This is a genomic window from Enterobacter cloacae complex sp. HYC033_NIDB (genome assembly GCF_056673335.1).
On record NZ_CP115123.1, the window covers coordinates 2105018 to 2129538 of the forward strand.

23 protein-coding genes and 2 pseudogenes are annotated in these 24521 nt (G+C 56.4%); 9 read left to right on the forward strand and 16 right to left on the reverse strand.

Annotated features, from left to right (window positions below):
- Window positions 1–80: 80 nt before the first annotated feature.
- Window positions 81–1322, forward strand: coding sequence for an LVIVD repeat-containing protein (locus O1721_RS10065; RefSeq protein WP_032647659.1), 1242 nt, complete (start codon window positions 81–83; stop codon window positions 1320–1322).
- 52 nt (window positions 1323–1374) lie between these two features.
- On the opposite strand, the gene mtnK is transcribed toward O1721_RS10065, so the two are convergent.
- Complete coding sequence (gene mtnK / locus O1721_RS10070) at window positions 1375–2574, reverse strand: S-methyl-5-thioribose kinase (RefSeq protein ID WP_032103099.1); 1200 nt, start codon at window positions 2572–2574, stop codon at window positions 1375–1377.
- Between the two features lie 102 nt (window positions 2575–2676).
- On the opposite strand from mtnK, the gene mtnA reads away from it, so the two are divergent.
- Window positions 2677–3693, forward strand: coding sequence for an S-methyl-5-thioribose-1-phosphate isomerase (mtnA, locus tag O1721_RS10075; RefSeq protein ID WP_032647661.1), 1017 nt, complete (start codon window positions 2677–2679; stop codon window positions 3691–3693).
- A 103-nt stretch (window positions 3694–3796) separates the two neighbouring features.
- Window positions 3797–3868: pseudogene (locus O1721_RS10080) on the forward strand (polyketide cyclase); the annotation flags it as partial.
- 117 nt (window positions 3869–3985) lie between these two features.
- Here O1721_RS10080 and O1721_RS10085 read toward each other — a convergent pair.
- From O1721_RS10085 to O1721_RS10095, 3 genes are read right to left on the reverse strand one after another with little or no spacing between them, the layout of a single operon-like run.
- Window positions 3986–4528 carry a 1,2-dihydroxy-3-keto-5-methylthiopentene dioxygenase gene (locus O1721_RS10085; protein ID WP_023315605.1) on the reverse strand — a complete coding sequence of 181 codons (543 nt, stop codon included), beginning with the start codon at window positions 4526–4528 and terminating at the stop codon, window positions 3986–3988.
- Complete coding sequence (gene mtnC, locus O1721_RS10090) at window positions 4525–5214, reverse strand: acireductone synthase (RefSeq protein ID WP_032647663.1); 690 nt, start codon at window positions 5212–5214, stop codon at window positions 4525–4527. Before mtnC ends, O1721_RS10085 begins: the two co-directional genes overlap by 4 nt.
- A complete protein-coding gene (locus O1721_RS10095; RefSeq protein ID WP_032647665.1) occupies window positions 5211–5825 on the reverse strand; it encodes a methylthioribulose 1-phosphate dehydratase in 615 nt (204 codons plus the stop codon). The genes mtnC and O1721_RS10095 overlap by 4 nt, the downstream gene beginning before the upstream one ends.
- A gap of 122 nt (window positions 5826–5947) precedes the next feature.
- Between O1721_RS10095 and O1721_RS10100 the strand changes: the two genes are divergently transcribed.
- Window positions 5948–7108, forward strand: coding sequence for a pyridoxal phosphate-dependent aminotransferase (locus tag O1721_RS10100; RefSeq protein WP_032647667.1), 1161 nt, complete (start codon window positions 5948–5950; stop codon window positions 7106–7108).
- Here O1721_RS10100 and O1721_RS10105 read toward each other — a convergent pair whose 3' ends face one another.
- The 3 genes and pseudogenes from O1721_RS10105 to citR form a co-directional block, all read right to left on the reverse strand.
- Window positions 7109–7735, reverse strand: coding sequence for an IbrB-like domain-containing protein (locus tag O1721_RS10105; protein ID WP_023303279.1), 627 nt, complete (start codon window positions 7733–7735; stop codon window positions 7109–7111).
- Window positions 7720–8942: pseudogene (locus O1721_RS10110) on the reverse strand (phosphoadenosine phosphosulfate reductase). The gene O1721_RS10105 and the pseudogene O1721_RS10110 overlap by 16 nt, the downstream one beginning before the upstream one ends.
- A 126-nt stretch (window positions 8943–9068) precedes the next feature.
- On the reverse strand, window positions 9069–9989 hold the full coding sequence (gene citR / locus O1721_RS10115; protein WP_017382490.1) for a DNA-binding transcriptional repressor CitR: 921 nt from the start codon (window positions 9987–9989) through the stop codon (window positions 9069–9071).
- A gap of 621 nt (window positions 9990–10610) precedes the next feature.
- On the opposite strand from citR, the gene ahpC reads away from it, so the two are divergent.
- A complete protein-coding gene (ahpC, locus tag O1721_RS10120; RefSeq protein ID WP_014882974.1) occupies window positions 10611–11174 on the forward strand; it encodes an alkyl hydroperoxide reductase subunit C in 564 nt (187 codons plus the stop codon).
- Window positions 11175–11362: 188 nt separating this feature from the next.
- A complete protein-coding gene (gene ahpF, locus O1721_RS10125) occupies window positions 11363–12928 on the forward strand; it encodes an alkyl hydroperoxide reductase subunit F (RefSeq protein ID WP_017382489.1) in 1566 nt (521 codons plus the stop codon).
- A gap of 59 nt (window positions 12929–12987) precedes the next feature.
- Here ahpF and uspG read toward each other — a convergent pair whose 3' ends face one another.
- Complete coding sequence (gene uspG / locus O1721_RS10130) at window positions 12988–13416, reverse strand: universal stress protein UspG (protein WP_006809652.1); 429 nt, start codon at window positions 13414–13416, stop codon at window positions 12988–12990.
- Between the two features lie 181 nt (window positions 13417–13597).
- On the opposite strand from uspG, the gene O1721_RS10135 reads away from it, so the two are divergent.
- The gene (locus O1721_RS10135; protein WP_015571156.1) at window positions 13598–14836 is read left to right on the forward strand and encodes a zinc-dependent alcohol dehydrogenase; all 1239 of its coding nucleotides are present in this window, start codon (window positions 13598–13600) and stop codon (window positions 14834–14836) included.
- A gap of 10 nt (window positions 14837–14846) precedes the next feature.
- Here O1721_RS10135 and yldA read toward each other — a convergent pair whose 3' ends face one another.
- A complete protein-coding gene (gene yldA / locus O1721_RS10140) occupies window positions 14847–14936 on the reverse strand; it encodes a small membrane protein YldA (RefSeq protein WP_015571155.1) in 90 nt (29 codons plus the stop codon).
- 137 nt (window positions 14937–15073) lie between these two features.
- The gene (gene rnk, locus O1721_RS10145; protein WP_006809650.1) at window positions 15074–15484 is read right to left on the reverse strand and encodes a nucleoside diphosphate kinase regulator; all 411 of its coding nucleotides are present in this window, start codon (window positions 15482–15484) and stop codon (window positions 15074–15076) included.
- Window positions 15485–15746: 262 nt separating this feature from the next.
- On the opposite strand from rnk, the gene O1721_RS10150 reads away from it, so the two are divergent.
- Window positions 15747–16367: a flavin reductase family protein gene (locus tag O1721_RS10150; protein ID WP_003858756.1), complete on the forward strand. Its 621-nt coding sequence runs from the start codon at window positions 15747–15749 to the stop codon at window positions 16365–16367.
- A gap of 1 nt (window position 16368) precedes the next feature.
- Window positions 16369–17223: a helix-turn-helix domain-containing protein gene (locus O1721_RS10155; RefSeq protein WP_032647671.1), complete on the forward strand. Its 855-nt coding sequence runs from the start codon at window positions 16369–16371 to the stop codon at window positions 17221–17223.
- 3 nt (window positions 17224–17226) lie between these two features.
- On the opposite strand, the gene ptsP is transcribed toward O1721_RS10155, so the two are convergent.
- The 6 genes from ptsP to rna all read right to left on the reverse strand — a co-directional run bounded on the left by ptsP (window position 17227) and on the right by rna (window position 24466).
- Entirely contained in the window at window positions 17227–19722 is a 2496-nt protein-coding gene (gene ptsP, locus O1721_RS10160) for a phosphoenolpyruvate--protein phosphotransferase (RefSeq protein ID WP_032647673.1), read from the reverse strand.
- Window positions 19723–19744: 22 nt separating this feature from the next.
- Window positions 19745–20785, reverse strand: a complete 1041-nt coding sequence (ypdE, locus tag O1721_RS10165; protein WP_017694324.1) for an aminopeptidase — start codon at window positions 20783–20785, stop codon at window positions 19745–19747.
- Window positions 20758–21870: an aminopeptidase gene (gene ypdF, locus O1721_RS10170; protein ID WP_032647675.1), complete on the reverse strand. Its 1113-nt coding sequence runs from the start codon at window positions 21868–21870 to the stop codon at window positions 20758–20760. Before ypdF ends, ypdE begins: the two co-directional genes overlap by 28 nt.
- An 11-nt stretch (window positions 21871–21881) precedes the next feature.
- Entirely contained in the window at window positions 21882–23132 is a 1251-nt protein-coding gene (locus tag O1721_RS10175; protein ID WP_015571150.1) for a PTS fructose transporter subunit IIC, read from the reverse strand.
- A gap of 27 nt (window positions 23133–23159) precedes the next feature.
- A complete protein-coding gene (locus tag O1721_RS10180) occupies window positions 23160–23483 on the reverse strand; it encodes a PTS fructose transporter subunit IIB (RefSeq protein ID WP_017382483.1) in 324 nt (107 codons plus the stop codon).
- A gap of 173 nt (window positions 23484–23656) precedes the next feature.
- Window positions 23657–24466: a ribonuclease I gene (rna, locus tag O1721_RS10185; RefSeq protein WP_003858741.1), complete on the reverse strand. Its 810-nt coding sequence runs from the start codon at window positions 24464–24466 to the stop codon at window positions 23657–23659.
- Window positions 24467–24521 lie beyond the last annotated feature (55 nt).

The window sequence follows — 24521 nt, forward strand, 5'->3', positions numbered from 1 at the left end:
GGCGGCTGCGCCTTACCCGGCCTACATTTCGTACCCGTAGGCCCGGTAAGCGTAGCGCCACCGGGCGTAAGGAGCATAAGGTGTCTCAATTACCCCCTCCCGAATACAGCCGCAATATGCGGCTGATTGGCCATAGCGACCAGGGCGGTCGTCCGGACGGTGTACAGCTGATGGTGCACCGTGGTTTCGCCTATATCGGTCATATGGTGTCGCAGGGCTTTTCCATTGTCGACGTGCGCGATCCGAAAAAACCAAAAGCCGCAGGTTACGTGCCCGCGCCGCCGGGTACCTGGAACGTACACCTCCAGGCGCACGACGATTTGCTGCTGGTGATTAACGCCCGGGATCTGTTTGCCGATACGCGTTTTGCCGATGAGAAGGTCTACTACACCCGCCAGGTGGGGGAGACCGTCAGCGACGTGCAGGATAAAGGCTGGAGCGCCGGGCTTCGCGTCTTTGATATCTCCACGCCAGACAGGCCGCGCGAAATCGGCTTTCTGTCGCTGAGCGGCATCGGCATTCACCGCATCTGGTACGTCGGCGGCCGCTGGGCCTACGTTTCAGCGCTGATCGACGGCTTTACCGACTACATCTTTCTGACCATCGATCTTGCGGACCCGCGTAAGCCTGAAGTCGCGGGGCGCTGGTGGCTGCCCGGGATGAACCAGGCCGAAGGTGAGAAGCCGGATTGGCCGGAAGGAAAACGTTACGCCCTGCACCATGCGATTATTGCCGGCGACACCGCCTACGGCAGCTGGCGCGACGGCGGCCTGACGCTGCTGGACGTGAAGGACCGCGCGCAGCCGAAGCTGATTAGCCATCGCAACTGGAGCCCGCCGTTTGGCGGCGGAACGCACACCGCGCTGCCGCTGCCGGACCGCGACCTGCTGGTGGTGCTGGACGAAGCGGTGCTCGACAATCAGGAAGACGGCGAAAAGCTGATCTGGCTGTTTGATATCCGCGAGCCGTCGAACCCGGTCAGCATCTCGACCTTCCCGCAGCCGGATGAAACCGACTACGTGGCGAAAGGGGCGCATTTCGGCCCGCACAACCTGCACGAGAACCGGCCGGGAAGCTTCGTCAGCTCAACGCTAATTTTTGCGACGTATCAGAACGCGGGCGTGCGCGCGTATGACATTTCCAATCCGTATCGCCCGGTAGAAACGGGAGCGCTGGTGCCCGCGGCGCCGGAGAGGATGATGGATACGCGGCCCAACCGCCCGCAGGTGATCCAGTCGTGCGACGTGTTTGTGGATGCGCAGGGGATTATTTACAGCACGGACTATAACGGCGGGATGTCGGTGATTGAGTATCTGGGGTGAGTGCGGTTTGATGCCCTCACCCCGGCCCTCTCCCACAGGGAGAGGGAGAAAATCAGCTGTACTGCCGCACTCGCGCCACCAGCTCTTCCGCGCTGTCGATGCGGTCGGCAATGACAATCAGCGCTTTACCGAGGGATATTGCATGGCGGAGGCATTCGTGGCGCATGGCTTCATCCTGGATGGTATCGATATCCGCCACGTGTGAAAGCCCGACGCTGCGGCGAATCAGCTCGGTGCCGCAGAACCCGATGGCGTCATGCCAGACCTTTTTCAGGAACGCGGAGGCATAGCCCGGCGCGCTGAGTGCGGCGTCGCGGGCTTTCTCGTTTGCCAGCGCCTGGAAGCGCTCCGCGAAGGTGTTCCACAGTTCCTGAATATCGTTCAGGCGCTGCTCGCGCGCGGCGGCGGCATCGCGAATGCCGAGGTGCCCAGGCAGGCCGCAGAAGTTCAGCAGCAGGTTGCCGATGGCGGTGCCAACGTCAAAGCCAATCGGCCCAAAATAGCCGAACTCAGCGTCGATGGCCTTCAGGCTGCCGTCGGCCACAAAAATCGAACCGCTGTGAATGTCTCCGTGCAGCAGGGCTTCGGCGTGCGAGAAAAAGCGGTGCTTGAGGGAGGCCACGGCGATTTTAAGCTGGGCGTCGTCGCGCAGGGCGGCAACATCGTTTTCCAGCTCGGCCGGGTAGCTGTTGCGCGCGTGGATCTGGTACGGATCGTTAAAGAACAGATCTTCGGTGATCTCGCACATCTCCGGGTTGATGAATTTCGCTACCTGCGCTTTTTTATCGTGCGGATGCAGATAAAAATCGCTGGTGTGGAACAGGGTGTGAGCCAGATATTCCCCCAGCTGACGCGCCGCCTGGGGGTAGTAAATGTTGTTAATCAGCTCGCCGCGCCAGATGCGATGGCTGGAGAGATCTTCCATCACCATCACCGCCAGTTCCGGGTCAAAGTGGTGGATTTTCACCGTGTGCTGCGGGCTGTGCTGGTAATGCTCGACCAGGGTTTGCGCTTCAAGACGGGCACGATCCAGCGTCAGCGGCCAGGATTCGCCGACGCAGCGTACATAGGGCAGCGCCTGCTTAACGACGATGCGGCTCACGCCCGCGCGGTCGAAAATTTTAAAGACCAGGTTGAGGTTGCCGTCGCCGATTTCCTGCGCCTCTACCAGCGATGAAGGATCGTCAAGTCCGCCAAACTGCCTGGCATACTCCACGGCGTCCTGAGCGGTAAAGGTACGGTATTGCGACATGGCCTGCTCCTCAGTTTTGCTAATTAAGACATGTAGACGTCTATACATCTGGAATTCATCCTGACACAATGTGCTACAACAACGCAACAGGGAATTAACGACATGCAGACATTACAGACGACCAGCCTGCGGGTGGCGGATAATCAGCTCTTTATTCTCGACCAGCAGGCGCTTCCACAGGAGAAACGCTGGCTGGATGCCTCGACGGTCGAGGCGCTAGTCGGGCACATCCACACCCTGCGGGTGCGCGGCGCGCCGCTGATTGGTCTCTCTGCAAGCCTGTTGCTGGCGCTGTTAGCGGAAAGCGGCAAAAGCCGCGACGAGCTGGCGGTGGCGCTGGAAACCCTGCGCGCCTCCCGCCCGACGGCGGTGAACCTGATGAATAACCTCGATCGCATGAAGATTGCGCTGTGGCAGGAAGATTATATTCCGGCGCTGGTGGCTGAAGCGCTGCGGCTGATTGACGAAGACAAACGGCTCTGTGACGCTATTGCCAGTGCGGGCAGCGCGCTGGTGAAGCGCGGCAGCCGTCTGCTGACCCACTGCAACACCGGCGGGCTGGCGACGGCGGGCGTCGGTACCGCGCTGGGGGTGATTGCTCGCGCGCATCAGGAAGGCAAGGTAAGCAACGTCTGGGTGGATGAAACCCGTCCGCTATTGCAGGGCGGCAGGCTGACCGCGTGGGAACTCGGCGAGCTGGGCGTACCGTATCAGCTGATTACCGACTCCATGGCCGCCAGCCTGATGGCAAAAGGGCAGGTGGACGCCGTGTGGGTGGGTGCAGACCGCATTGCCGCCAACGGCGACGTGGCGAACAAAATCGGCACCTATTCCCTGGCGGTGCTGGCGAAGTTTCACGGCATTCCGTTCTACGTCGCTGCCCCGCAAACGACCCTCGACCCGGACTGCCCGAACGGTGACGCAATCCCGATTGAGCAGCGCGCGGCCAGTGAAGTGACGGGCGTGGCGGGGAGCTTTGGCGCGGTGCAGTGGGCGCCGCAAGAGGCGCAGGTCTATAACCCGGCGTTTGACGTCACCCCCGCCTCGCTGATTAGCGGCTGGGTGCTGGATACAGGCGTGGTCACACCGGACGAGGTAGCGAAAGGGAAATTTGCCTGAGTCCGGCTATCCTTTAAGGGCGTTCCCTGAGAGGACAACATCGTGACGCTCGATCCTGACACAGACTTAAAACTGGAGCGCGTGGTGGATGCACCGCGCGACCTCAGCGATTGCGCGTCATCCGACGAAGGAGATCCGCGAGCAGCATGAGCAGATGGGCTTCCATGAAGGGTAGGGTGTTGTGCTGGATCAGCTGGTGGGGTATGTTAAGGGGCTTAACGCGTAGTGCGCGCGAGTGCCCTCACCCCAACCCTCTCCCACAGGGAGAGGGGGCTGACCGTGCCTGTTCAGACTATGCCAGGCGTGGATACGCATCCGCAATCGCATCCCCGGTAAACTGTGCGACCCAACCCTCCGGGTTATCGAAAATACGAATCGCCGTAAAGTTCGGCTCTGAGCCCATATCAAACCAGTGCGGCGTGCCCGCGGGAACGGAAATCAGGTCGTTTTTCTCGCACAGCACCTGATACACTTCATCGCCGATGTGCAGGCAGAACAATCCCGCCCCTTCCACGAAAAAGCGCACTTCGTCTTCACCGTGAGTGTGTTCGTTCAGGAACTTCGCGCGCAGCGCCTCTTTCTGCGGATTGTCGGCGCGCAGGCTGATCACATCCCAGCTCTGGTAACCTTTCTCTGCCACCAGCTTGTCGATCGCATGCTGATACGCCGCGATCACGGCTTCAGGCGCGGGATCGTGCCCTAAATCGCGATCCGCCGCCCAGCGTTCAAACCGCACGCCTTTGGCGTTCAGCTGTTGGGCAATCTCGGCGGCGTCGGTGCTGTGCCACTGGTGCTGACTGGCGTCTTTATCGGAATAAATGGTCAATGCGCTCATGAAGGGATCTGCTCCGGATTAATCTCGTCAAACTGGTGGATCTGATGATGATGGCTTGCGCCGTCATCTTCACCGCGAATCAGTTGTAGGGTGCGAAAACCCGCCTGTTCAGCCGCGTCCAGCTCCTGATGAATATCCGACAGAAACAGGATCTGCGACGGGGCAATGCCCGTTTGCGCCGCAATATTTTGATAAGACTGCACCTCGCGCTTGGCGCCAATGTGGGTATCAAAATAGCCGCTGAACAGATGAGTAATATCACCTTCGTCGCTGTAGCCAAATAACAGTTTCTGCGCGGTGACGGAGCCAGAGGAATAAACATAGAGATCAATCCCTTGCGCCTTCCATTTTTCCAGCGCGGGTAGTACGTCAGGATAGAGGTGTCCGGTAAAGTCACCGTTGACGTAACCGTCCTGCCAGATGATGCCTTGCAGGGCTTTGAGCGCCGTCGATTTGCGGTCTTCATCCATAAAGGTAAACAGCACGTTGATGAGATCGCTGACGCTGGCATGCGGAGCGCTGATTTCATCGCGCAGGTTGTCCAGAATCGATTTGACCGGCTCGGCGTACTGCTGCGCGGTCACGAAGGCCGCCAGCCGCTCACGCGCGTAGGGGAACAAAACATCATGGACAAAACGGATATCGCTGGTGGTCCCTTCAATATCCGTCACAATCGCGCGAATCATACTCTCTCCCATTGTCGTAAACGCATTTCGCATTCAAATAAGAATTCTAAACCTTCCAGATGACGGCGGGCTTCGGCCACGTCGCGTCCCCAGCAGGTTAAGCCATGGCCGCGCAGAAGAAAACCATAATTAAGCGGGCGTGCCTGCGCGTAATGGGCGATGCGCGAGGCGAGGGCGTCGATGTCCTGGTCGTTATCAAACACCGGGATGGCCACCGTATCCTGGTGCGTGGTCTGCCCGGAAAGGGATTTTTGCATCTCGAAACCGGTGATCTTCAGCTCGGCCTCGTTAACCAGACGCGACAGCACCGTGGCATTGACGGTGTGAACGTGCAGGACGGCGTTAGCCTCGGGAAACAGGCGATAGATGAGGGTATGCAGCCCGGTCTCTGCCGACGGTTTACGGCCAGACGGCGCACGGTTGGTGGCGATTTCAACCTGTAGAAAATCGGCGGTGGTCAGGCTGCCTTTGTCTTTTCCGGATTCGCTCAGCCAGCACAGGTGTTCATCCTGACGCACGGACATATTGCCGCCGGTAGCGGGCGCCCAGCCTTTTGCGCCAATCCAGCGGCAGGCCTCGACCAGGTGTGTGAGTTGCAGGTTGTCTGTCATTTCCTTTTACCCTCTCGGTCAGGAATATTTATATCGTTTAGACGTCTAAGCGTCTTGATTGCCAAAGACTAACATCGTGTTATAGTGTCAGCAACATAAGTATTACAGGCAGGCACACTACAATGAGCAATAACCCGTTGATCCCGCATAGTAAACTTCCAAATCTCGGCACGACAATTTTTACCCGGATGAGCGCTCTGGCGCAGCAGCATAACGCCATTAACCTCTCGCAGGGGTTCCCGGATTTTGACGGCCCGCGCTATTTGCAGGAGCGTCTGGCGTACCACGTGGCGCAGGGGGCAAACCAGTACGCGCCGATGACCGGCGTGCAGGCGTTGCGTGAAGCCATTGCGGATAAAACGGCTGAGCTGTATGGCTATAAACCTGATGCGAACAGCGATATCACGGTAACCGCAGGGGCGACCGAAGCGCTGTATGCGGCGATAACCGCCCTGGTGCGTACGGGCGATGAGGTTATTTGTTTTGACCCAAGCTACGATAGCTACGCCCCGGCGATTGAACTGGCCGGCGGCGTAGTGAAACGCGTGGCGCTCCAGCCGCCGCATTTTCGTCCGGACTGGCAGGCGTTTGCCGCGCTGCTGAGCGATAAAACCCGGCTGGTGATCCTGAATACGCCGCACAACCCATCGGCGACGGTGTGGCAGAAGAGCGATTTTGCCGCCCTGTGGCAGGCCATCGCCGAACGTGAAATCTATGTTCTGAGCGACGAGGTGTATGAGCATATCTGCTTCGCCGAAGAGGGGCATGCCAGCGTGCTGGCGCATCCGCAGCTTCGTGAGCGTGCAATCGCGGTATCGTCATTTGGCAAAACCTACCATATGACCGGCTGGAAGGTCGGTTACTGCGTGGCGCCCGCCGCCATCAGCGCTGAGTTGCGTAAAGTGCATCAGTATCTGACGTTTGCGGTGAACACACCCGCTCAGCTGGCGCTGGCGGATATGCTGCGCAGCGAACCCGGACACTACCGTGAGCTACCGGATTTCTACCGTGCGCGTCGGGATCGGTTTGTGGCTGCGTTGAGCAAAAGCCGTCTGGAGATTTTACCCTGTGAAGGGACCTATTTCCTGCTGGCCGACTACAGCGCGATTTCCGATCTGGACGACGTGAGTTTCTGCCAGTGGCTGACGAAAGAGGTGGGCGTGGCGGCCATTCCGCTGTCGGTGTTCTGCGCCGATCCCTTCCCGCATAAGCTGATCCGACTTTGCTTTGCGAAGCAGGAATCGACGCTGCTGGCAGCGGCAGCGCGGTTAAACGCGCTCTGACTATTTCACCGTCCAGGCTTCAGAAAAACGACGGTCTGCGAAGAGTTCGAGCAGACCGTTGATCTGCTTCAGACGCAGTACCTCATCGCTGTCCATACCCAACTCCTGGCCAATTTTCTGCTCACTCCAGCCCATAAGCACCAGCTCGCGCACGATTTCTGACATGGCGTTGATCTGGTGGCGTCCGCGCGCGCGGTTGTGGCGAATGGTCGCAGCCATGCGGTCGAATTTTTCCTGCCGCGCTTTACGCAGGCAGGTGACAGGAAGGTAACCCTTAAGCTGGCGCTTCAGGGTCGCCCGATTACTGCCGATATCATGGCGGTGAAAACCATCGACAATTTCGTAGTGCTGTGGCGCATTTTCCGTCACCACGATAGGCTGTGTGAATCCATCCAGCTCCAGTGACTTGCTGAGTAGCCGCTTTTCCGGTGGCGCGACGTTATTTGGGTTGTAATCGTTAGCGCTGATGTTTGTCTTTTTTATCCACAATACGCAATCGACGGGCTGATCGCGAAAAGGGCTGATTTCATGTAATGCCTGACGAAACGCATTAATAGCGGCTATTCGCTCTTCCTCAGAAAGTGCCTGAAGGTACGTTTCCATTTCGGTGATTATTCGTTGTTGCATAAAATCCCCCACTCCTTGCGTTTTGCTTTCACTCTGTCGCTGTAGCGCTGATAGTGTTTAGGCTTATTTGGGCTAAATGACAGGGCCCTGCACCAGTAATCGTTATTAAGTAAAACCTTACAGATACGTCGCCAGGAGGGGATGTCCTTGGCGCCAATGTCGCCCTCCTGCGTATCGGGAATATCGTTCATGCCTCGCTTTTGATACCAGTGGAGATAAACCGCAATTTTATTGCGGTAATGCTCCGCCGTATTTTGCGGCATGCTGTCGAGTAGCAGCATGGCGTATTCGCGCCAGCCAAGATGGTCTGGTTTCAGGATCTTCCGGTGGCCATAAAAATGGTTATCGTGCCCGGCATAAATACCGCCGCTGCGCACCCCGCAGGCACGCTCACACATCGCCGCCCAGCGTTCGGGTTCAATGACATGATAGAGCCACAAGCCCTGACGCTGTTCCGGGCCAAACGGTTCGCAGATGCGCATATAACGCGGCGGCACCCCCGCCTTGTACATCAGGTCGTATAACGGGTTATAGCAACATTTTGATTTCGCGAACCACGTCCAGATGTCGGCGGTTTTCCAGTCGTACAGAGGGTAGATGTACCAGGTGTGCCCGCCCGGTGCGACGGTCGTCCAGGGTTTATCGTCAGAAAAGCGCTGCTTACGTGCCGACGCGATAGCCAGAAAGCGGTTGTAGGATTCATCGGCGCGGATCCCCACCATAACGGCGGCAGGACGTTTTTGCGCATACCATTCGGCAAACTCTCGCACGAAGACTTCAAACGTCATTCCCTGCTGATAAAAATCGAAATAGTGATAATCGGTAATGGCATCTTCCGGTGGCTGGCGAACCCAGTTTGTCCCGGGTTCCCAGCACTGCCATTCAGGTTGAAACTGTGACAGGGCGTTCTGGGTCGTGAGCGGAAGCGCTACCCACCAGAACTGATGGATAACATCCCGATACAGCGTTCTCATCGTGTCAACATGCTGAATGGTTGAGGAGAATTGCGCTTCCCAGTCCAGAAAGATGACATCTATTTTTCGCTTTAATTGCCGTGCTTGCTGGGCAACGAGATGCAGCATCACGGTAGAATCTTTTCCACCGGAAAAGAAACGCATACCCTGGATAAATTGTTTAGCGTCCAGTCTATGCGTTCCGCTGAAGCGTCTAAAACATTTTCCTGTAAAGGGATTTTATAGATCGACATGGTTAATCGCATCCTGCGTGTTAAATGTCTGGAAAAAATTAAGACGATATTATGAAATCATTTTTCATTATTTTCACGGGATCATTTTTTTAGTTTGCGATTTTTATATTCATCATATAAATGATTTTACGCAGATGGAGCGGAAAGACAGAGTTTATGCATTTTCTCAATGAACGTTGAAAAAACACTGCTGTTCAGCGATGAACGGCTGTAAAGCATATAGACATGTATTTCGGGCAATTCAAATGGGGCGGCGATCCGTTTTAATTTTAACGTCTCTTTATAGGCTTCATAGATTGATACGGGTATAAAGCCTAACAGATCAGATGAACTGACCATGGAGATAAGCGAGCTGATGGAGTCCGTGCGAAAAGCAATATTTCTTTCCGGGAAAACGTCATTGGCGCGATTCTGGAACTCTTTAACGCCCGGGTGCGCACTCTGGTAAAAGGTGAATTTTTCCCGGTATAACGCTTCAAGACTGACCGTATCGGCGAGTCTTGGATGGTTTTCTCGGCAGATTAACGCTATTGGCACCGTGGCAAAGTGAGAACACACCACAGAGCGATTCTTAATTGGGGCAATAGTAAAGATCAGGTCGGCTTTACGGTAGGCGAGCAGGTCCTCTGCGGATTCCGGAGAGATAAGCATATCTCGTTGTTCTATCTCATAATTATCCTCTGACATTAGCAGCTTCATTGGTTCGAGCATATAGCCGGGCGACATCATTTGAGAGCAATAGATAACGAACTTTTTCTTGATGTCCGAGTGATGCATCATGTTGATCGTCTGCTCAATTTGGTTGAGATTCTGTTCAAGATGATGATGCAGGTTGGTGCCCACCGTGGTCGGCGTAATTCCCTTACCTGAGCGGATGAACAGGGGGTCATTGAGCTGGCCACGCAGACGTTGCAGCGACTGGCTCACGGCGGATGGCGTGATATAAAGTGTCTCGGCAGCCTTACTGATACTGAGATGTTGGTAAATGCATTCGAAGATGACTAACAGATTGAGATCGAATTTTTTTAGGTCGTAGAGGTTGGCCATGTTTCGTCCTGAGTGTGCTGTGTTTGCTGTCGTTATCACATCATGGAGTACGACAGAGGGAAGTTACCTTTAACAATCCGTGGGGGTAACTCGCTTAATTTAAAAATTAAGTGATCTTAATATATCACGGCTTTGGATTATTGAAACACAACTTCAAGATTTATTAAGATAATTTTATCTTTAAAGTGTGATTGAATTATTTGAATGACAACTGGCATTTATATATAGCGCGAAATTTATAATGAAATTAAATTTATAACGTTTCTGAGACCTGTTCGATTCTGCCTATCACAACCATAGGCAGGACTATCCCTCTTATGCATTGCTCAATGCGCGCACGGATGCTGTAATCAAACCGCTGTTACGGCCTTGATACAAGGTATGTAGAGCGCAACGCAACGCCAGCTTCGGCTGGCACTGAATGTACCTGCGGGGAATTCAGGTATCAGGGCCGCCCGTTGAGGCGGCCTTTTTACTTTCAGGCTTTCCTGTAAAAGGTTCACCTTGCTGTCTTGTTGCTGTTGTAAGGTTTGGCTGATTGATTTGATAAAGCATACGCATTAGCCCCGATGAACAAAGTTGGTTACCTTACATCTCAACGAAAACACGGAGGAAGTACAGATGTCCTTGATTAACACCAAAATTAAACCTTTCAAAAACCAGGCGTTCAAAAACGGTGAGTTCATCGAAGTAACTGAGAAAGATACCGAAGGCCGCTGGAGCGTGTTCTTCTTCTATCCGGCTGACTTCACCTTCGTTTGCCCGACCGAACTGGGTGACGTGGCAGACCACTACGAAGAACTGCAAAAGCTGGGCGTAGACGTTTACTCTGTTTCTACCGATACCCACTTCACCCACAAAGCGTGGCACAGCAGCTCTGAAACTATCGCGAAAATCAAATACGCGATGATCGGCGACCCGACTGGCGCCCTGACCCGTAACTTCGACAACATGCGTGAAGATGAAGGCCTGGCTGACCGCGCGACCTTCGTTGTTGACCCGCAGGGCATTATCCAGGCTATCGAAGTTACCGCTGAAGGTATCGGCCGTGATGCATCTGACCTGCTGCGCAAAGTGAAAGCGGCTCAGTACGTTGCTTCTCACCCAGGCGAAGTGTGCCCGGCGAAATGGAAAGAAGGCGAAGCGACGCTGGCTCCATCTCTGGACCTGGTCGGCAAGATCTAAGTCTGTAAAGCCTGGCGGCGCTACGCTTGCACAGGCCTACAGTATCGTAGGCCGGGTAAACGAAGTGCCACCCGGCAATCAATGGGCGCTCCCCGCGCCCATTTCATTCCAGCACCATGATGCAAGTTGCATTCAGGCAGCCCGTATAAGGCGGCTTGCATGATGACGTTTTAAGAGAGGGAAGAATAATGCTCGACGCTAACATGAAAACCCAGCTCAAGGCCTACCTTGAGAAACTGACCAAACCTGTTGAGCTGATTGCCACGCTGGACGACAGCGCGAAATCGGCAGAAATCAAAGCGCTGCTGACAGAGATTGCTGAGCTGTCGCCGAAAGTGACCTTCAAAGAAGACAACACGCTGGCAGTCCGTAAGCCTTCTTTCCTGATCGCTAACCCAGGGTCTGACCAGGGGCCGCGTTTCGCGGGCTCTCCGCTGGGGCATGAATTTACCTCGCTGGTGCTGGCGCTGCTGTGGACCGGTGGTCATCCGTCAAAAGAAGCGCAGGCGCTGCTGGAGCAGATCCGCGATATCGACGGTGATTTTGAGTTTGAAACCTATTACTCACTCTCCTGCCACAACTGTCCGGACGTGGTGCAGGCGCTGAACCTGATGTCAGTCCTCAACCCACGCATTAAGCACACGGCGATTGACGGCGGTACGTTCCAGAACGAAATCACCGAGCGCAACGTGATGGGCGTTCCGGCGGTTTACCTGAATGGTCAGGAGTTCGGCCAGGGGCGTATGACCTTGACCGAAATCGTCGCCAAAGTGGATACCGGCGCAGAAAAACGTGCGGCAGAAGAGTTGAACCAACGCGATGCGTACGACGTACTGATTGTTGGCTCCGGCCCGGCGGGCGCGGCGGCAGCGGTCTACTCCGCACGTAAAGGGATCCGTACCGGTCTGATGGGCGAGCGTTTCGGTGGTCAGGTTCTGGATACCGTTGACATTGAAAACTACATTTCCGTGCCGAAAACCGAAGGCCAGAAGCTGGCCGGGGCGTTGAAAGCGCACGTCAGCGACTACGACGTGGATGTCATTGACAGCCAGAGCGCCAGCAAACTGGTTCCGGCTGCGGTCGAGGGTGGTTTGCACCAGATAGAAACGGCGTCCGGCGCGGTGCTGAAGGCGCGCAGCGTGATCATTGCCACCGGCGCGAAATGGCGCAACATGAACGTCCCGGGCGAAGATCAGTACCGCACCAAAGGCGTGACCTATTGCCCGCACTGTGACGGCCCGCTGTTCAAAGGTAAACGCGTAGCGGTGATCGGCGGCGGTAACTCCGGTGTGGAAGCGGCTATCGATCTGGCGGGAATTGTTGAACACGTTACCCTGCTGGAATTCGCCCCGGAGATGAAAGCGGACCAGGTGTTGCAGGATAAGGTGCGTAGCCTGAATAACGTCGATATTGTGCTCAATGCCCAGACGACAGAAGTGAAAGGCGACGGCAGCAAAGTGACCGGTCTGGAATACCGTGACCGCGTGAGTGGCGATATCCACAGCGTGGCGCTGGCAGGGATCTTTGTTCAGATTGGCCTGCTGCCAAACACCACCTGGCTGGAAGGCGCGATTGAGCGCAACCGCATGGGCGAGATCATCATTGATGCGAAATGCGAAACCAGCGTGAAGGGCGTATTTGCGGCGGGCGACTGCACCACCGTGCCGTACAAACAGATCATCATCGCCACTGGCGAAGGTGCGAAAGCGTCGCTGAGCTCGTTTGATTATCTGATCCGCACCAAAACCGCATAATAAAAGAAAGCAAGACGACACCTGCAATGCCAGAGGCCACCAAAAGGTGGCCTCTTTTTTTATCTCACGACCATCACCGGAATGTGGGTGTGGCGGATTACGCTGGAGGCGTTCGACCCCAGCAGGTGAGTGGTGATGGAAGGGTTACGTGAACCAATCACTACCACGTCGGCATTTAATTCTCCCGCCAGCTCATTAACGGCGTCGCGCACGCTACCGAACCGGACGTGGGTTTTGATGCGGGAAGGATCGATGCTGAAGTGCCCGACCATGGTTTGCAGGCGTGTCTCGGCTTCATGCTGTAAATGCTCTTCAAAACGACGCACATCAGCAGCGAAACGATGCAGGCTCAGGCTGGCAGAGCCCGGTAAAACATGCAGAAGATGAATAACTCCGTCCTGCTGCGCGAGAAATTCCGCGTGACGTACAGCCTTATCACTCAGTTCCATTTCGAAAACATCAACCGGCATAATGATTGTTTGATACATAACCGTTTCTCCTTGTTTATAAACGCTGAAATCATTCAACCACAAAATATAAAAGGTTTCTGTAATCCCGACAGCACTTTTTTATCTCGCCAGGATAAATCTCAAAACAGCCGGATTCCGGGGCAGATCCCGAGAGGTAGCTACCCTTTTATAAGCTTACCCACACCCTTTCGGAGGTTGCATGAAAGCTCTCACCTATCACGGTCCACATCATGTTCGGGTCGATAATGTCCCCGATCCGGGCATCGAACAGCCTGACGATATCATCCTGCGCGTAACGGCCACGGCGATCTGTGGTTCTGATTTGCATCTTTATCGCGGAAAAATTCCCAAGGTCCAGCACGGCGATATCTTTGGTCATGAATTTATGGGCGAGGTGGTGGAGTGCGGGAGCGAAGTGAAAAACGTGCAGAAAGGTGACCGGGTGGTGATCCCGTTTGTGATTGCCTGCGGTGACTGCTTCTTTTGCCAGATGCAACAGTACGCGGCCTGCGAAAACACGAACCGCGGGCAGGGCGCGGCGCTGAACAAAAAGCAAATTCCCGCCCCTGCCGCGCTGTTTGGCTACAGCCATCTTTACGGCGGCGTGCCGGGCGGACAGGCGGAGTATGTGCGCGTCCCGAAAGGCAACGTGGGGCCGTTTAAAGTGCCCCAGCTGCTGTCTGACGACAAAGCGCTTTTCCTGTCAGATATTCTGCCTACCGCCTGGCAGGCGGCAAAAAATGCGCAGATCCAGAAAGGCTCCAGCGTCGCCGTATTCGGGGCCGGGCCGGTGGGGTTACTGACCATTGCCTGCGCGCGGCTTCTCGGCGCAGAGCAGATTTTCGTGGTTGACCATCATCCCTATCGACTGCGGTTTGCCCAGGAGCGCTACGGCGCGATCCCGATTAACTTTGATGACGATAACGACGCGGCGGAGAAAATCATTGAGCAAACGGCCGGACAGCGCGGAGTGGATGCGGTGATTGATGCCGTCGGGTTTGAGGCCAAAGGCAGCACCACGGAAACGATCCTCAGTAACCTGAAAATTGAAGGCAGCAGCGGCAAAGCCCTGCGCCAGTGCATTGCTGCGGTGCGGCGCGGCGGCGTGGTCAGCGTGCCGGGCGTGTACGCCGGTTTTATTCACGGCTTCCTGTTTGGCGATGCCTTCGATAAAGGGCTGAGCTTTAAGATGGGGCAGACCCACGTCCATGCCTGGCTGGGAGAGCTGCTGCCGCTCATCGAAAAAGGGCTGCTTACCCCAGAAGATATTGTGACCCACTATCTTCCGCTGGCTGATGCGGAACGCGCCTATAAGATCTTCGAAAAACGGGAGGAGGAGTGCCGCAAGGTGATCCTGGTGCCTGGCGCAGATACCCCGGAGGCAGCGCAGCAGAAAGTGAAGGGACTGGTGAATGCCTTCCCCGGCGGCGTTGTGTGAGGTTCCTCACTCACCAGTGGCGCTCAAGATACAGCACCGCCACGACGAGGATCGCCAGGATGATGAGAAAAACCAGTGTGATAACAAGTATCTCACCCATGACCGTCCCCACGGCACTACAACAGACTAAGCGTGGATTAAGCGGTTTTTGTCCGGTATAGCACAATAGGGTGAATTTGCGGAAAGAGGATGCGGGTGCATCCTCTGTGCAAAGCGGGGTCGCTTGTTCAGAAGGGATTAACGCAGGTAATCGCCAGCGGCTTCGGGCTGGTAGAGCAGCTCAAGCACTTCCAGGTGAGCTGAGGCGCCGCCCGGGAGTTCCCAGTGGATGGTATCGCCCGTGCGCAGTCCAAGCAGCGCTGCGCCCACGGGTGCCAGCACCGACAGTTGCGTGCTGCTGTCGGTCATCTGCGCCGGATAGACCAGCGTACGAGTGAGCTCCTCTCCGGTGGTCAGGTTGCGGAACTTCACCTGGCTGTTCATGGTGACCACATCATGCGGCATGGTCTCAGGCGTACACATCTGCGCCCGGTCGAGCTCTTCGTTCAGCGCATCGGCTACCGGCAGCGAGGCGAATTCTGGTTTCTCCAACAGTCGGTCAATACGTTCTGCGTCGAGTTCATTGATGATAATCGTAGGTCTGGACATTTTTACTCCATGTCGTTAATGCTGCGTGTAACGCAGAAACCAATCCAAAAGAAAACCCTCGCCGTCTGGCAGCGAGGGTTTAACTTATCTGATGATACTGTCTGAAACCGTAAGTTTGAAGTGATGAAGGTCACAATCATGCGCCATATGAATTTTTGGCAATAAACCCGGCGTCCCGATTCACGCTGAACGGAAATTTCGTTACGCTGGAAAGACTGAACCCGGGCAATGCGCGTTGCAGCCCCAGCGTAGAGAGAGCGACATGTACTTTTACCAACCGTCTCAGGGGCACGGCCTGCCGCACGACCCGCTGAACGCCATTATCGGTCCACGTCCGATTGGCTGGATCTCATCCTGTGATAAGGCCGGTCAACTGAACCTTGCCCCGTACAGCTTCTTTAACTGCTTTAACTATCGCCCACCGATCATTGGTTTTTCCAGCAACGGCTGGAAGGATAGCGTGCGGAATATTACCGAAACGGGGGAGTTTGTCTGGAACCTCGCAACGCGCGATCTGGCCGAGGCGATGAATGAAACCTCCGCCACGCTCCCTCATGGCGAGGATGAATTTACCTTTGCAGGCCTGACGCCCGTAGCCAGCCAGCTTGTGAGCTCGCCGCGCGTGGCGGAAAGCCCGGTGAATTTCGAGTGTCGATTGTCACAGTGCATTCAGCTTACCGGCGCGGATGGGACACCGATTGATACCTGGCTGGTGCTCGGCGAAGTCGTGGGCGTCCATATCGCCGAGAGTTTGCTGGAAGAGGGGATTTACCAGACCGCGAAAGCGCAGCCCATTCTGCGTGCGGGTGGACCGACGGCCTACTACGCCATCAGTGACAGCCATCGCTTCGATCTGGTACGCCCGGATGCGCGCAGGGGGTGATATGCACGCAACCCTGTTGCCCGCCGATCAGCAGTTTTTTGCCGATCTGTTGAGCGGCCTGGTGCTCAACCCACAGCAGCTGGGGCGAGTCTGGTTTGCTCAACGTGGCGCGTCTGACGCTGTCGGAAGCGTGAGCCGCGACTGGCCACGGCTTGATGTCGTTCTTCGCGGGGAATATGGCAACAGACTGGTTACCGGGCACCAGACCCTCTGCCAGGGGGAAATGCTGTTTCTTCCCGCCCAGGCCGCCAGCGTCCCGGTGTTTGAACGACCGGTCATGCTGCTGAGCATTCTTTTTGCGCCGTCGTGGCTGGGGCTGGTGTTTCATGATACCCGTCATGGGCGCTCCGTGCCTGCGCAGCGACACGTTGAGCTTCCTCATCCTGAACGAGGCGAATGTGCTGCGATGCTGATGGCCCTGACGCACCTGAGCGCTTCCCCGCAGGATCAGGCCATTATTCAACCGCTGGTGCTGAGCCTGCTGCATTGGTGCCGGAAAGTGGTGTCGTCGCTGCCTGAACCGGGACTGTCGCGCGGGGATTTCCTCTATCAGAGCATTTGTAACTGGGTGCAGGAAAACTATGCTGAATCCCTGTCGCGGGACAGCGTCGCCGCGCTGTTTAATATTTCGGCTAACCATCTGTCACGCCTGTTCTCCCAACAGGGGACGATGAGTTTTGTGGATTACGTTCGTTGGGTGCGTATGGCGAAGGCGAGAACCATCCTGCAAAAATACCACCTGCCGGTGGGGGAAGTGGCGAAGCGCTGCGGCTATGCCGATAGCGACTATTTTAGCCGTCTGTTCCGGCGCCAGTTTGGCCTGACGCCGGGGGAGTATCGCGCACGCTTTCAGTGACAGTCAGAACGTGATTTCAGCGTTCAGCAGATCCAGGATACTTTGCGGCGTCGTTGCTGCAAACAGCGACTCGCGAAACGTTTTATTGACCAGCTTCCGCGCCAGCTGGGAAAAGACCTTCACGTGATTAATCCCTTCCTGAGCGCCGAGCGTCAGCATGATCACCAGCTCGACGTCGCCCAAATCCGACTCCCAGTCAATCGCCTTGTCCAGACGGGCAATGCTGATGCTGGAGTGGCGTATCCATTGCGATTTGGTATGAGGGATCGCTACGCCAAACCCGACGGCGGTGGTGACAATCTCTTCGCGCTGCCAGAGATCTTCTTCAAGCTCCAGCGGGTTTTCGGTCCTGCCATGAATCGCAAGATTTCCGCATAAGAACTGAAGCACCTGCTCTTTTGAGGTCAGCGGCTCATTGACCACGATAGTCTCCAGCGCCAGCAAGGGACGCGGCGGCGCTTCCGGTGTGAAATCCGCCAGCAGGGCTTCAATCTCCTCTGCGCTGCGGCTGTCGCAGGCCTTATCTGCCAGCGCCCGGCAGGCCGCCATGTCCAGCTGACGCAGCTGGGTTTTTACCGCAGGGATGCGCGGCCCGCTCATGCTGAACTCATCTATACCCAGCCCAAGCAGAAGAGGGAAGTAGCGCTGCTCTCCGCCAAGTTCCCCGCAAATGCCGACCCATTTCCCGTGACGATGCGCTGCGGTGACAATCTGGCGAACCATGCGTAAAAAAGACGGTGTGATGGGGTTATACAGCGCCGAAACGCGCGGGTTGTTGCGATCGACAGCGTAAAGATACTGAGTCATATCGTTCGAGCCGATACTGAAGAAATCCACCTCTTCGCAGAAGTGATCGATGATAAAGCAGACTGAAGGCACTTCAACCATGATCCCCAGCGGCAGGTGCGCGGTGTGACGTAACCCCTGTGAGGCCAGGGCGTCACGAACGTTTTGCAGTTCCTGTTTGATCCATAAAATCTGATCGAGGCTGTGCACCATCGGGATCATCAACAGCGCATTGCCGCTGGCGCCTGCGCGTAAGATCGCGCGCAGTTGGGTGCGGAAGAGATCGGCAAATTCGGGATAAATACGAACGGCACGATAGCCGAGGAAGGGGTTTTCTTCCTGGGGAATGTTCAGGTAAGAGAGCTGCTTATCGCCGCCGATGTCCATTGTGCGAAAGATGACCGGCTTGCCCTGCGCGGAGAGCAGCACCTGCTGATAGGCTTCGAATTGCTCCTGCTCGTCCGGCGCGGAGTCTCTGTCCATATACAGCATTTCAGTGCGAAACAGCCCGATACCCTGCGCGCCGCAGGTAAACGCCCCGGGCGCTTCCAGCGCGCTGCCGATGTTAGCGGCAATCTCTACCGGTACGTTGTCGCGGGTGAGTGCTGGAAGACCCGCATCTTTGATCTGCTGCTGGTGGCGTCGGTCGGCAAGGCGCTGCGCCACGCTATAGTAATCATTCACCGCGTCGTTGGGTTCAACGACCAGCACGCTACAGATGCCGTCCAGAATGACCTCTTTTCCCATCAACGGCGCCAGCGAGGCGACCGTTAAACCACTCAGCACAGGCACGGAGGCCGCGCGTGCCAGTATCAGCGTATGCGACGTCCGGCCTGTTTTTTCAAGCACCATTCCTTTCAGATACTGCGTGTCGAGGCTGAGAAACTGGCTGGGCGTCAGATCTTCCGCCACCAGAATAGTGGGAGCGCTGAGGGTTAATGCGGAGGTTTGCTGCAACTCCGGCCAGGTAATGTTAAGAAGCTGCTCGCTGATGTCTCGAATATCGCTGACGCGTTCACGCAGGTAGTCGCTGGCGGAGAGCGACAGCTTGTCGCAGATCAGCTCCATATTACGAATGATCGCCTCCGCAAGGCTTAGCCGCTCCTCGGCGATCAGTCGGCGTATGGTGCCGCCAAACTCCTCATCCTGGATCAGCGAAAGATGCGCGCTGAGAATGGTTTTACTCTCGCCGTCCAGCCCGCGCAGACGGTGGTTGAGCTGTTCAGCCAGCGTCGCCAGGCTGTGTTCCAGGCGGGTAATATCTTCCGGCGAGGCGGGGATCTGACAATAACGTTTGAGGTTATCGCTCTGCCAGCCTCGCAGAGTGCCAGCCCCGATGCCACTGGCGAGCGTAATGCCGTGCTGAAGGTGGGGAGCAAGCCTTACAAGCGAACGGGGCAGGGGATGCGCAACATGCGGCGCGTCGCCGGAGGGAATACTGTCGCTGTCGATAAACGCGCCGGTGAGATACGCCTCCAGCACGCGTCGGGCCTGCTCCTCGTCGCTGCCGTTAATTTCCAGCACGCAGCTGTCATTAAACAGCGTACCGGTACTGATCAGCGCCAGCGAGCTTTTGGCATCCGCGTGAGTGTTAAGCCGTCTGTTGATAAAACGGATGTCGCTGCGCCATGCGCTGCACTGCTCTTTTAACGCCCAGGCCGGACGCGCATGCAGGCCGTTGGGCAGTGGGCAGAAAAATTCAATTGAAAGCATACTTCCTCCTGGCCGCGTGAGATCAGCATCTGAAGTCCGTCAGATGATCCACGGTCTCACGGTTCATGCATGCCACAAGCGCGACAAGCAGTTGTTGGGTGTGATGAATGTCTTTTTCGTCGGCAATGGATGCCGCGCAGTGCCCGTGTCGGGTCGGGGGACCAAGCACAAGAGTCGGCACGCCAGTGCCGGAGAGATGGATCGCCCCGCCGTCCGTTCCGCCGTTGCTGAACATGTCTTTTTGCAGCGGGATCCCTTGCGAGCGCGCGATCGTCTCAGCCAGCGCAATCAGTTTGGCTGGGGCGATGAGCGTTTTGTCGTACAGCACCAGCATCGGGCCCGCACCGATCTGGCGATGGTTGGCGCTGCCATAATCGAAATTTTTTGACCAGCAGGCGGTATCCAGCACCAGCGCGATATCAGGATGAATGGCGCGCGTGGCGGTTTGGCCGCCGCGCAGGCCGACCTCTTCACTTGAGCTGGCCACCAGCCAAAGCTCGCAGTCGAGCGGCGTCTGGTGCAGCTCGCGCAGCAGCGCGATCAGCAGGTAACAGCCGAGACGATCGTCGAAGGCTTTACCCATCACCCGATTGTGGGGAAGGGTCTGAAAGGGTGTATCGAACGTCACGCGGTCGCCTGCGTCGATACCGGCGGCGAACACCTCCTCCGCCGACGTCGCGCCAATGTCGACACGCAAATTGTCAACGTTTTCTCCTTTCAGATCCCCATCCAGCAGTCCCGGTATTTTTTCCCCGTTACGCGTGGTGATGCGCACCGGCTGAAGGGTACGGGCCATCATGCGCACGTTGCCGATGGGCAGGATATCAATGGCCCCTTCGCGCGAGACGCTACGCACCATAAAACCGACTTCATCCATATGGGCGCAGACCATCACCTTCGGGCCCCGGCTCTGGTTGACGCGGATAAGCACGGAACCCAGCCCATCAAACTGAACCTCTTTATGGTATTTTTGCGCCTCACTGAGCAGGATGTCGCGCACCTCTTGCTCTGAGGCCGCAATGGCGTCTGCTTCGCTCAGGGCGCGCAGTAAATCTCTGTCCACTCTTGTTCTCCCGTCAGCAATAGCCGTTTGTCGAGGGTATAAAGCACCTCGGCGCCCGTTTCCGTCACCAGCACCACATCTTCAATTCGTACCCCGCCCTGGTGTTCAAGGTAGATCCCCGGTTCAACGGTCAGCACCATGCCGGGCTGCAACGGGGTGCGGTCGGTAGGGGAAAAACGTGGATTTTCATGGACATCAATACCAATGGCATGGCCGGTGTTATGCCCGAACTGCGGGCCGTAACCTGCACGTTCAATCACGGAACGTGCGGCGCTATCGATCTGATTACAGGAAACGCCGGGGCGGATGGCATCAATGGCCGCCTGTTGTGCCGCCAGAACGATCTGGTACACCGCATAGAGAGGGTGCTCCTCCGGCGGCGTGTTTTGCCCGGCGACAAGAAAGGTCCTTGTCATATCCGAGCAATACCCCTGGTGTTGGGCGCCGAAATCAAGGGTGATCATCTCGCCAGGCATAATCACTTTGTCAGAGGCTTTGCCGTGGGGCAGCGCACCGCGCGGCCCGCTGGCGACAATGGTGTCGAAAGAGGGCTTGTCCGCACCCTCCTGCTTCATAAACCACTCCAGCTCGGCAGCGACTTCACGCTCGCGCATACCGGGCTGAATGAAACGCCGGATGTGTCGTGCGGCGCGGTCGGCAATGCCGCATGCTGCACGGATACGGTCGATTTCGTCAGCGCTTTTTATCTGCCGCAGCGCGTCGAGCGAGGTGCTGCAAAGGGTAGTATTCAGCGTATCGCGCCACAGCACGCCTGTTTGCCAGCTCACGTATTCACCCTCAAAGCCAAGACGGGCGAGATTGTCCTTCGCAATAATCTGGTTCACCGCCTGCGCAAACGGGTTCTCCGTGTTAAGCAGGTGCATCTCATAGCCCGCCGCTCGTGAAGCGATATCGCTGTAGTAACGGAAATCCACCAGGATATGTGCCGCGGTTTGTGTCACCAGCACATAGCCCGAACCGGTTGAAATGCCCAGGTGCGGCTGTTTATTCTGGCGCGAAGAGATGAGCACGCCGTCCAGTTTTTCCGCAGCCAGCCAGGCACGAAGCCTTCTCAGTAATTCCATGGTTCACCCCGTTACAGCGTGTCGATAGCGAGTTTTCCGCGCTTGTGCAGACTGTTACGAATAATCACGACCAACAGCGCGGTGATCGCCGCCCCGACCACAATACTGAGCATGTACGCCCCCAGATTGGTGACCAGCGGCCACGCCCAGATCGCCGATTCAGGGAACCACTGCACGGCACCGAGCGCGGTGGCGGTCATCGCACCCGCGATCGCACCCGCCATATACGCCGGCAGCGTCGCAAGCGGATTTTCCAGCAGGAACGGGATGGCCCCTTCACTGATGCCCATAAAGGCGAGGAACATGGCCGTTTTGCCTTGCGGATAAAGCTGCGGACTAAACAGGCGTTTGCCGGTCAGACGATGGTCAATCAGCGTAGCCAGCCCCAGACCAATGGGCGGAATAACAATCGCCACGGCGCGGGAGGTGATGGGCAGGACATGATCGGTTGTCAGCCCCAGGCCAACAAATCCCGCCGCTTTGTTAATGGGGCCGCCAAGATCGATCGCCGTGGCCGCCGCCATCCCGATGGCGTACATCATGGAGCCCGCCTGACCCGCCGCCAGCAGTACGGTCCGCATACCTGCATTCAGCCAGCCGCCAATCGGCGTGATGATGTAATACATCGCCAGCATCACAAACAGCGCCGAGAGGATTGGGATCAGAAAGGTGCTTTTAAAGGCCAGCAGGTACTGCGGTACGTTAATACGGCTATTCAGCCATTTGACCAGATAGCCTGCGGCTATGGCGATAATCAGCGCGCCAATAAACGTGGAGGGCACGGGTTTGGTGGCAAGCCAGGTCAGTTTTTCCGCATCAAAGTTCAGCACCAGCGTCGGCTGCGTGGCGACAAGGCCACCGATAAACCCGGCCGGGAAGGCCAGCTTTCCGCCGATAGAGTTGGCGACAAAGGCGGCAAACATCGGGATGGCGAAGCTGAACAGCAGCCCGCCGAACGATTCGGTCAGATAGGCAAATTTCAATACCGAGAGATTGAAACCGGTGAATTTGCCAGAGTTAAGCGCGTCGAGAATACCGGTGTCAGGCGGGATCTCCAGCCAGACGTAGGCGATGAGCTGTGAAATGGCGAGGATAACCCCGCCCATGATAAGCGTTGGCACCATGCGGGATATCCCCGACATAATGTGCTGTGGAAGCTCTTTCCAGAAAGACGCACCGGCGGCAACCGGTGCGGATTTGATGGCAAGTGTGTCACCCTCGTGACTGTCCGGGCGAACCGCGCTGCGTTTTTTAATAGCCATGACGAAAACCCCTGGGTGTGAGGATTATTATTGTTCTGCTGCAATCATCTCTTCGATCTCTTTCAGGGTGCCTGCCGCGTTTTTAATGGCGTCCTGAAGCGTAATCTCATACACGTCGCGCGTTTCGAAGCGCTCATTGTCTTCCGGGGTGATCGCGATGGCGTGGATAATAATGTCAGCGTCGGCAATATCCTGTGGGGTCAGGCGATTCTGGATCCCGTCCGCGCCCTGGGTTTCAATTTTTACCTCATAACCGGCTTCCGTCGCTGCGTCTTCCAGCGCCTGGGCTGCCATGAAGGTATGTGCCAGGCCCATCGGGCAGGCGCACAGTGCAATCAGTTTTTTAGCCATGTGAAATTCCTCCTGTAGATAACGCCATGATTATGGCGGGGAGGTTTCAGTGATGTTTACCGGATTAATAATGCTTTAGCTGGAAAAATGATGCGTGTGAGCGGAAGTGTGAGGTTAATCGTCATATCACGGAAATCAATGAAAAACCGGGCAAAAAGGTGCCCGGCGCAGCATCAGTAACCGGCTTTATCAATGACAAACTGTTTGCCGCAGTTGCCCGGATGCGGCTGTGGCGCAAAGGAGCCGGCAGAGAGCGGGTTGTTGATGGTGCTGGCGTTCAGCGAGATCTGCATCTCGGTCAGATAAGCCGGATTGCCGTGGCAGGTAAGCTTGAACGCTTTTACGCTCTGTTTCCCCCAGCTTTTGGCCACGGCGGCATCGAAGTCGCTGCGGCGGACGGTTTTGCCATAGTTTTCTGCCAGAAATTTTCCTGCCGCGCTGTGCTTCACTTCCTGGTTCATGCGCACCATGGTGCCGAAGTAAGCGTCGGGATCAAATCCAAAGCAGACGCCGTGTTTCGCGTATTCATAACGTTCAAGGCAGGAGTTGCCGCCCGCGCCGGGCATCACGCTGTTCAGCTTCGCCGCGCCCGTTAGCGATAGTCCGGTCTCTGCGGCGTCACATTTGCGGCTGGCTTTTGCTTCCGGCATATTTGGAACCGGACGAGTGGCACAGCCGAAGCGCATCCAGCGGCGTTCATCCACTCCGCGAGCGGCAATAGATTTCGGCAGCGCGGGCCATAAGCCGTGGACGGTCAGAAAATCGGTTTTGTTGCTGCTCTCTTTTTGCAGGCGACACTCTTCCGGTTCGTCACGGTTACGTTCGACCATGCTCTGGCAAAATCCGGTTTGCCAGGAAAGGGCCAGAACGTAGCGATCGAAATCGCCGTACTGGGTTGGCTTAAGCGGATCTGCCTGAATTGAGAAGACACAGAGTGCAAGCGCTACTGCGCCAGACGGGATAACGATATCCTTCCTGAACATTTGCTTTCCTGATTGGTTGGGCGCGATTAATTTCTGGGGGTTATTAAAGCACAAA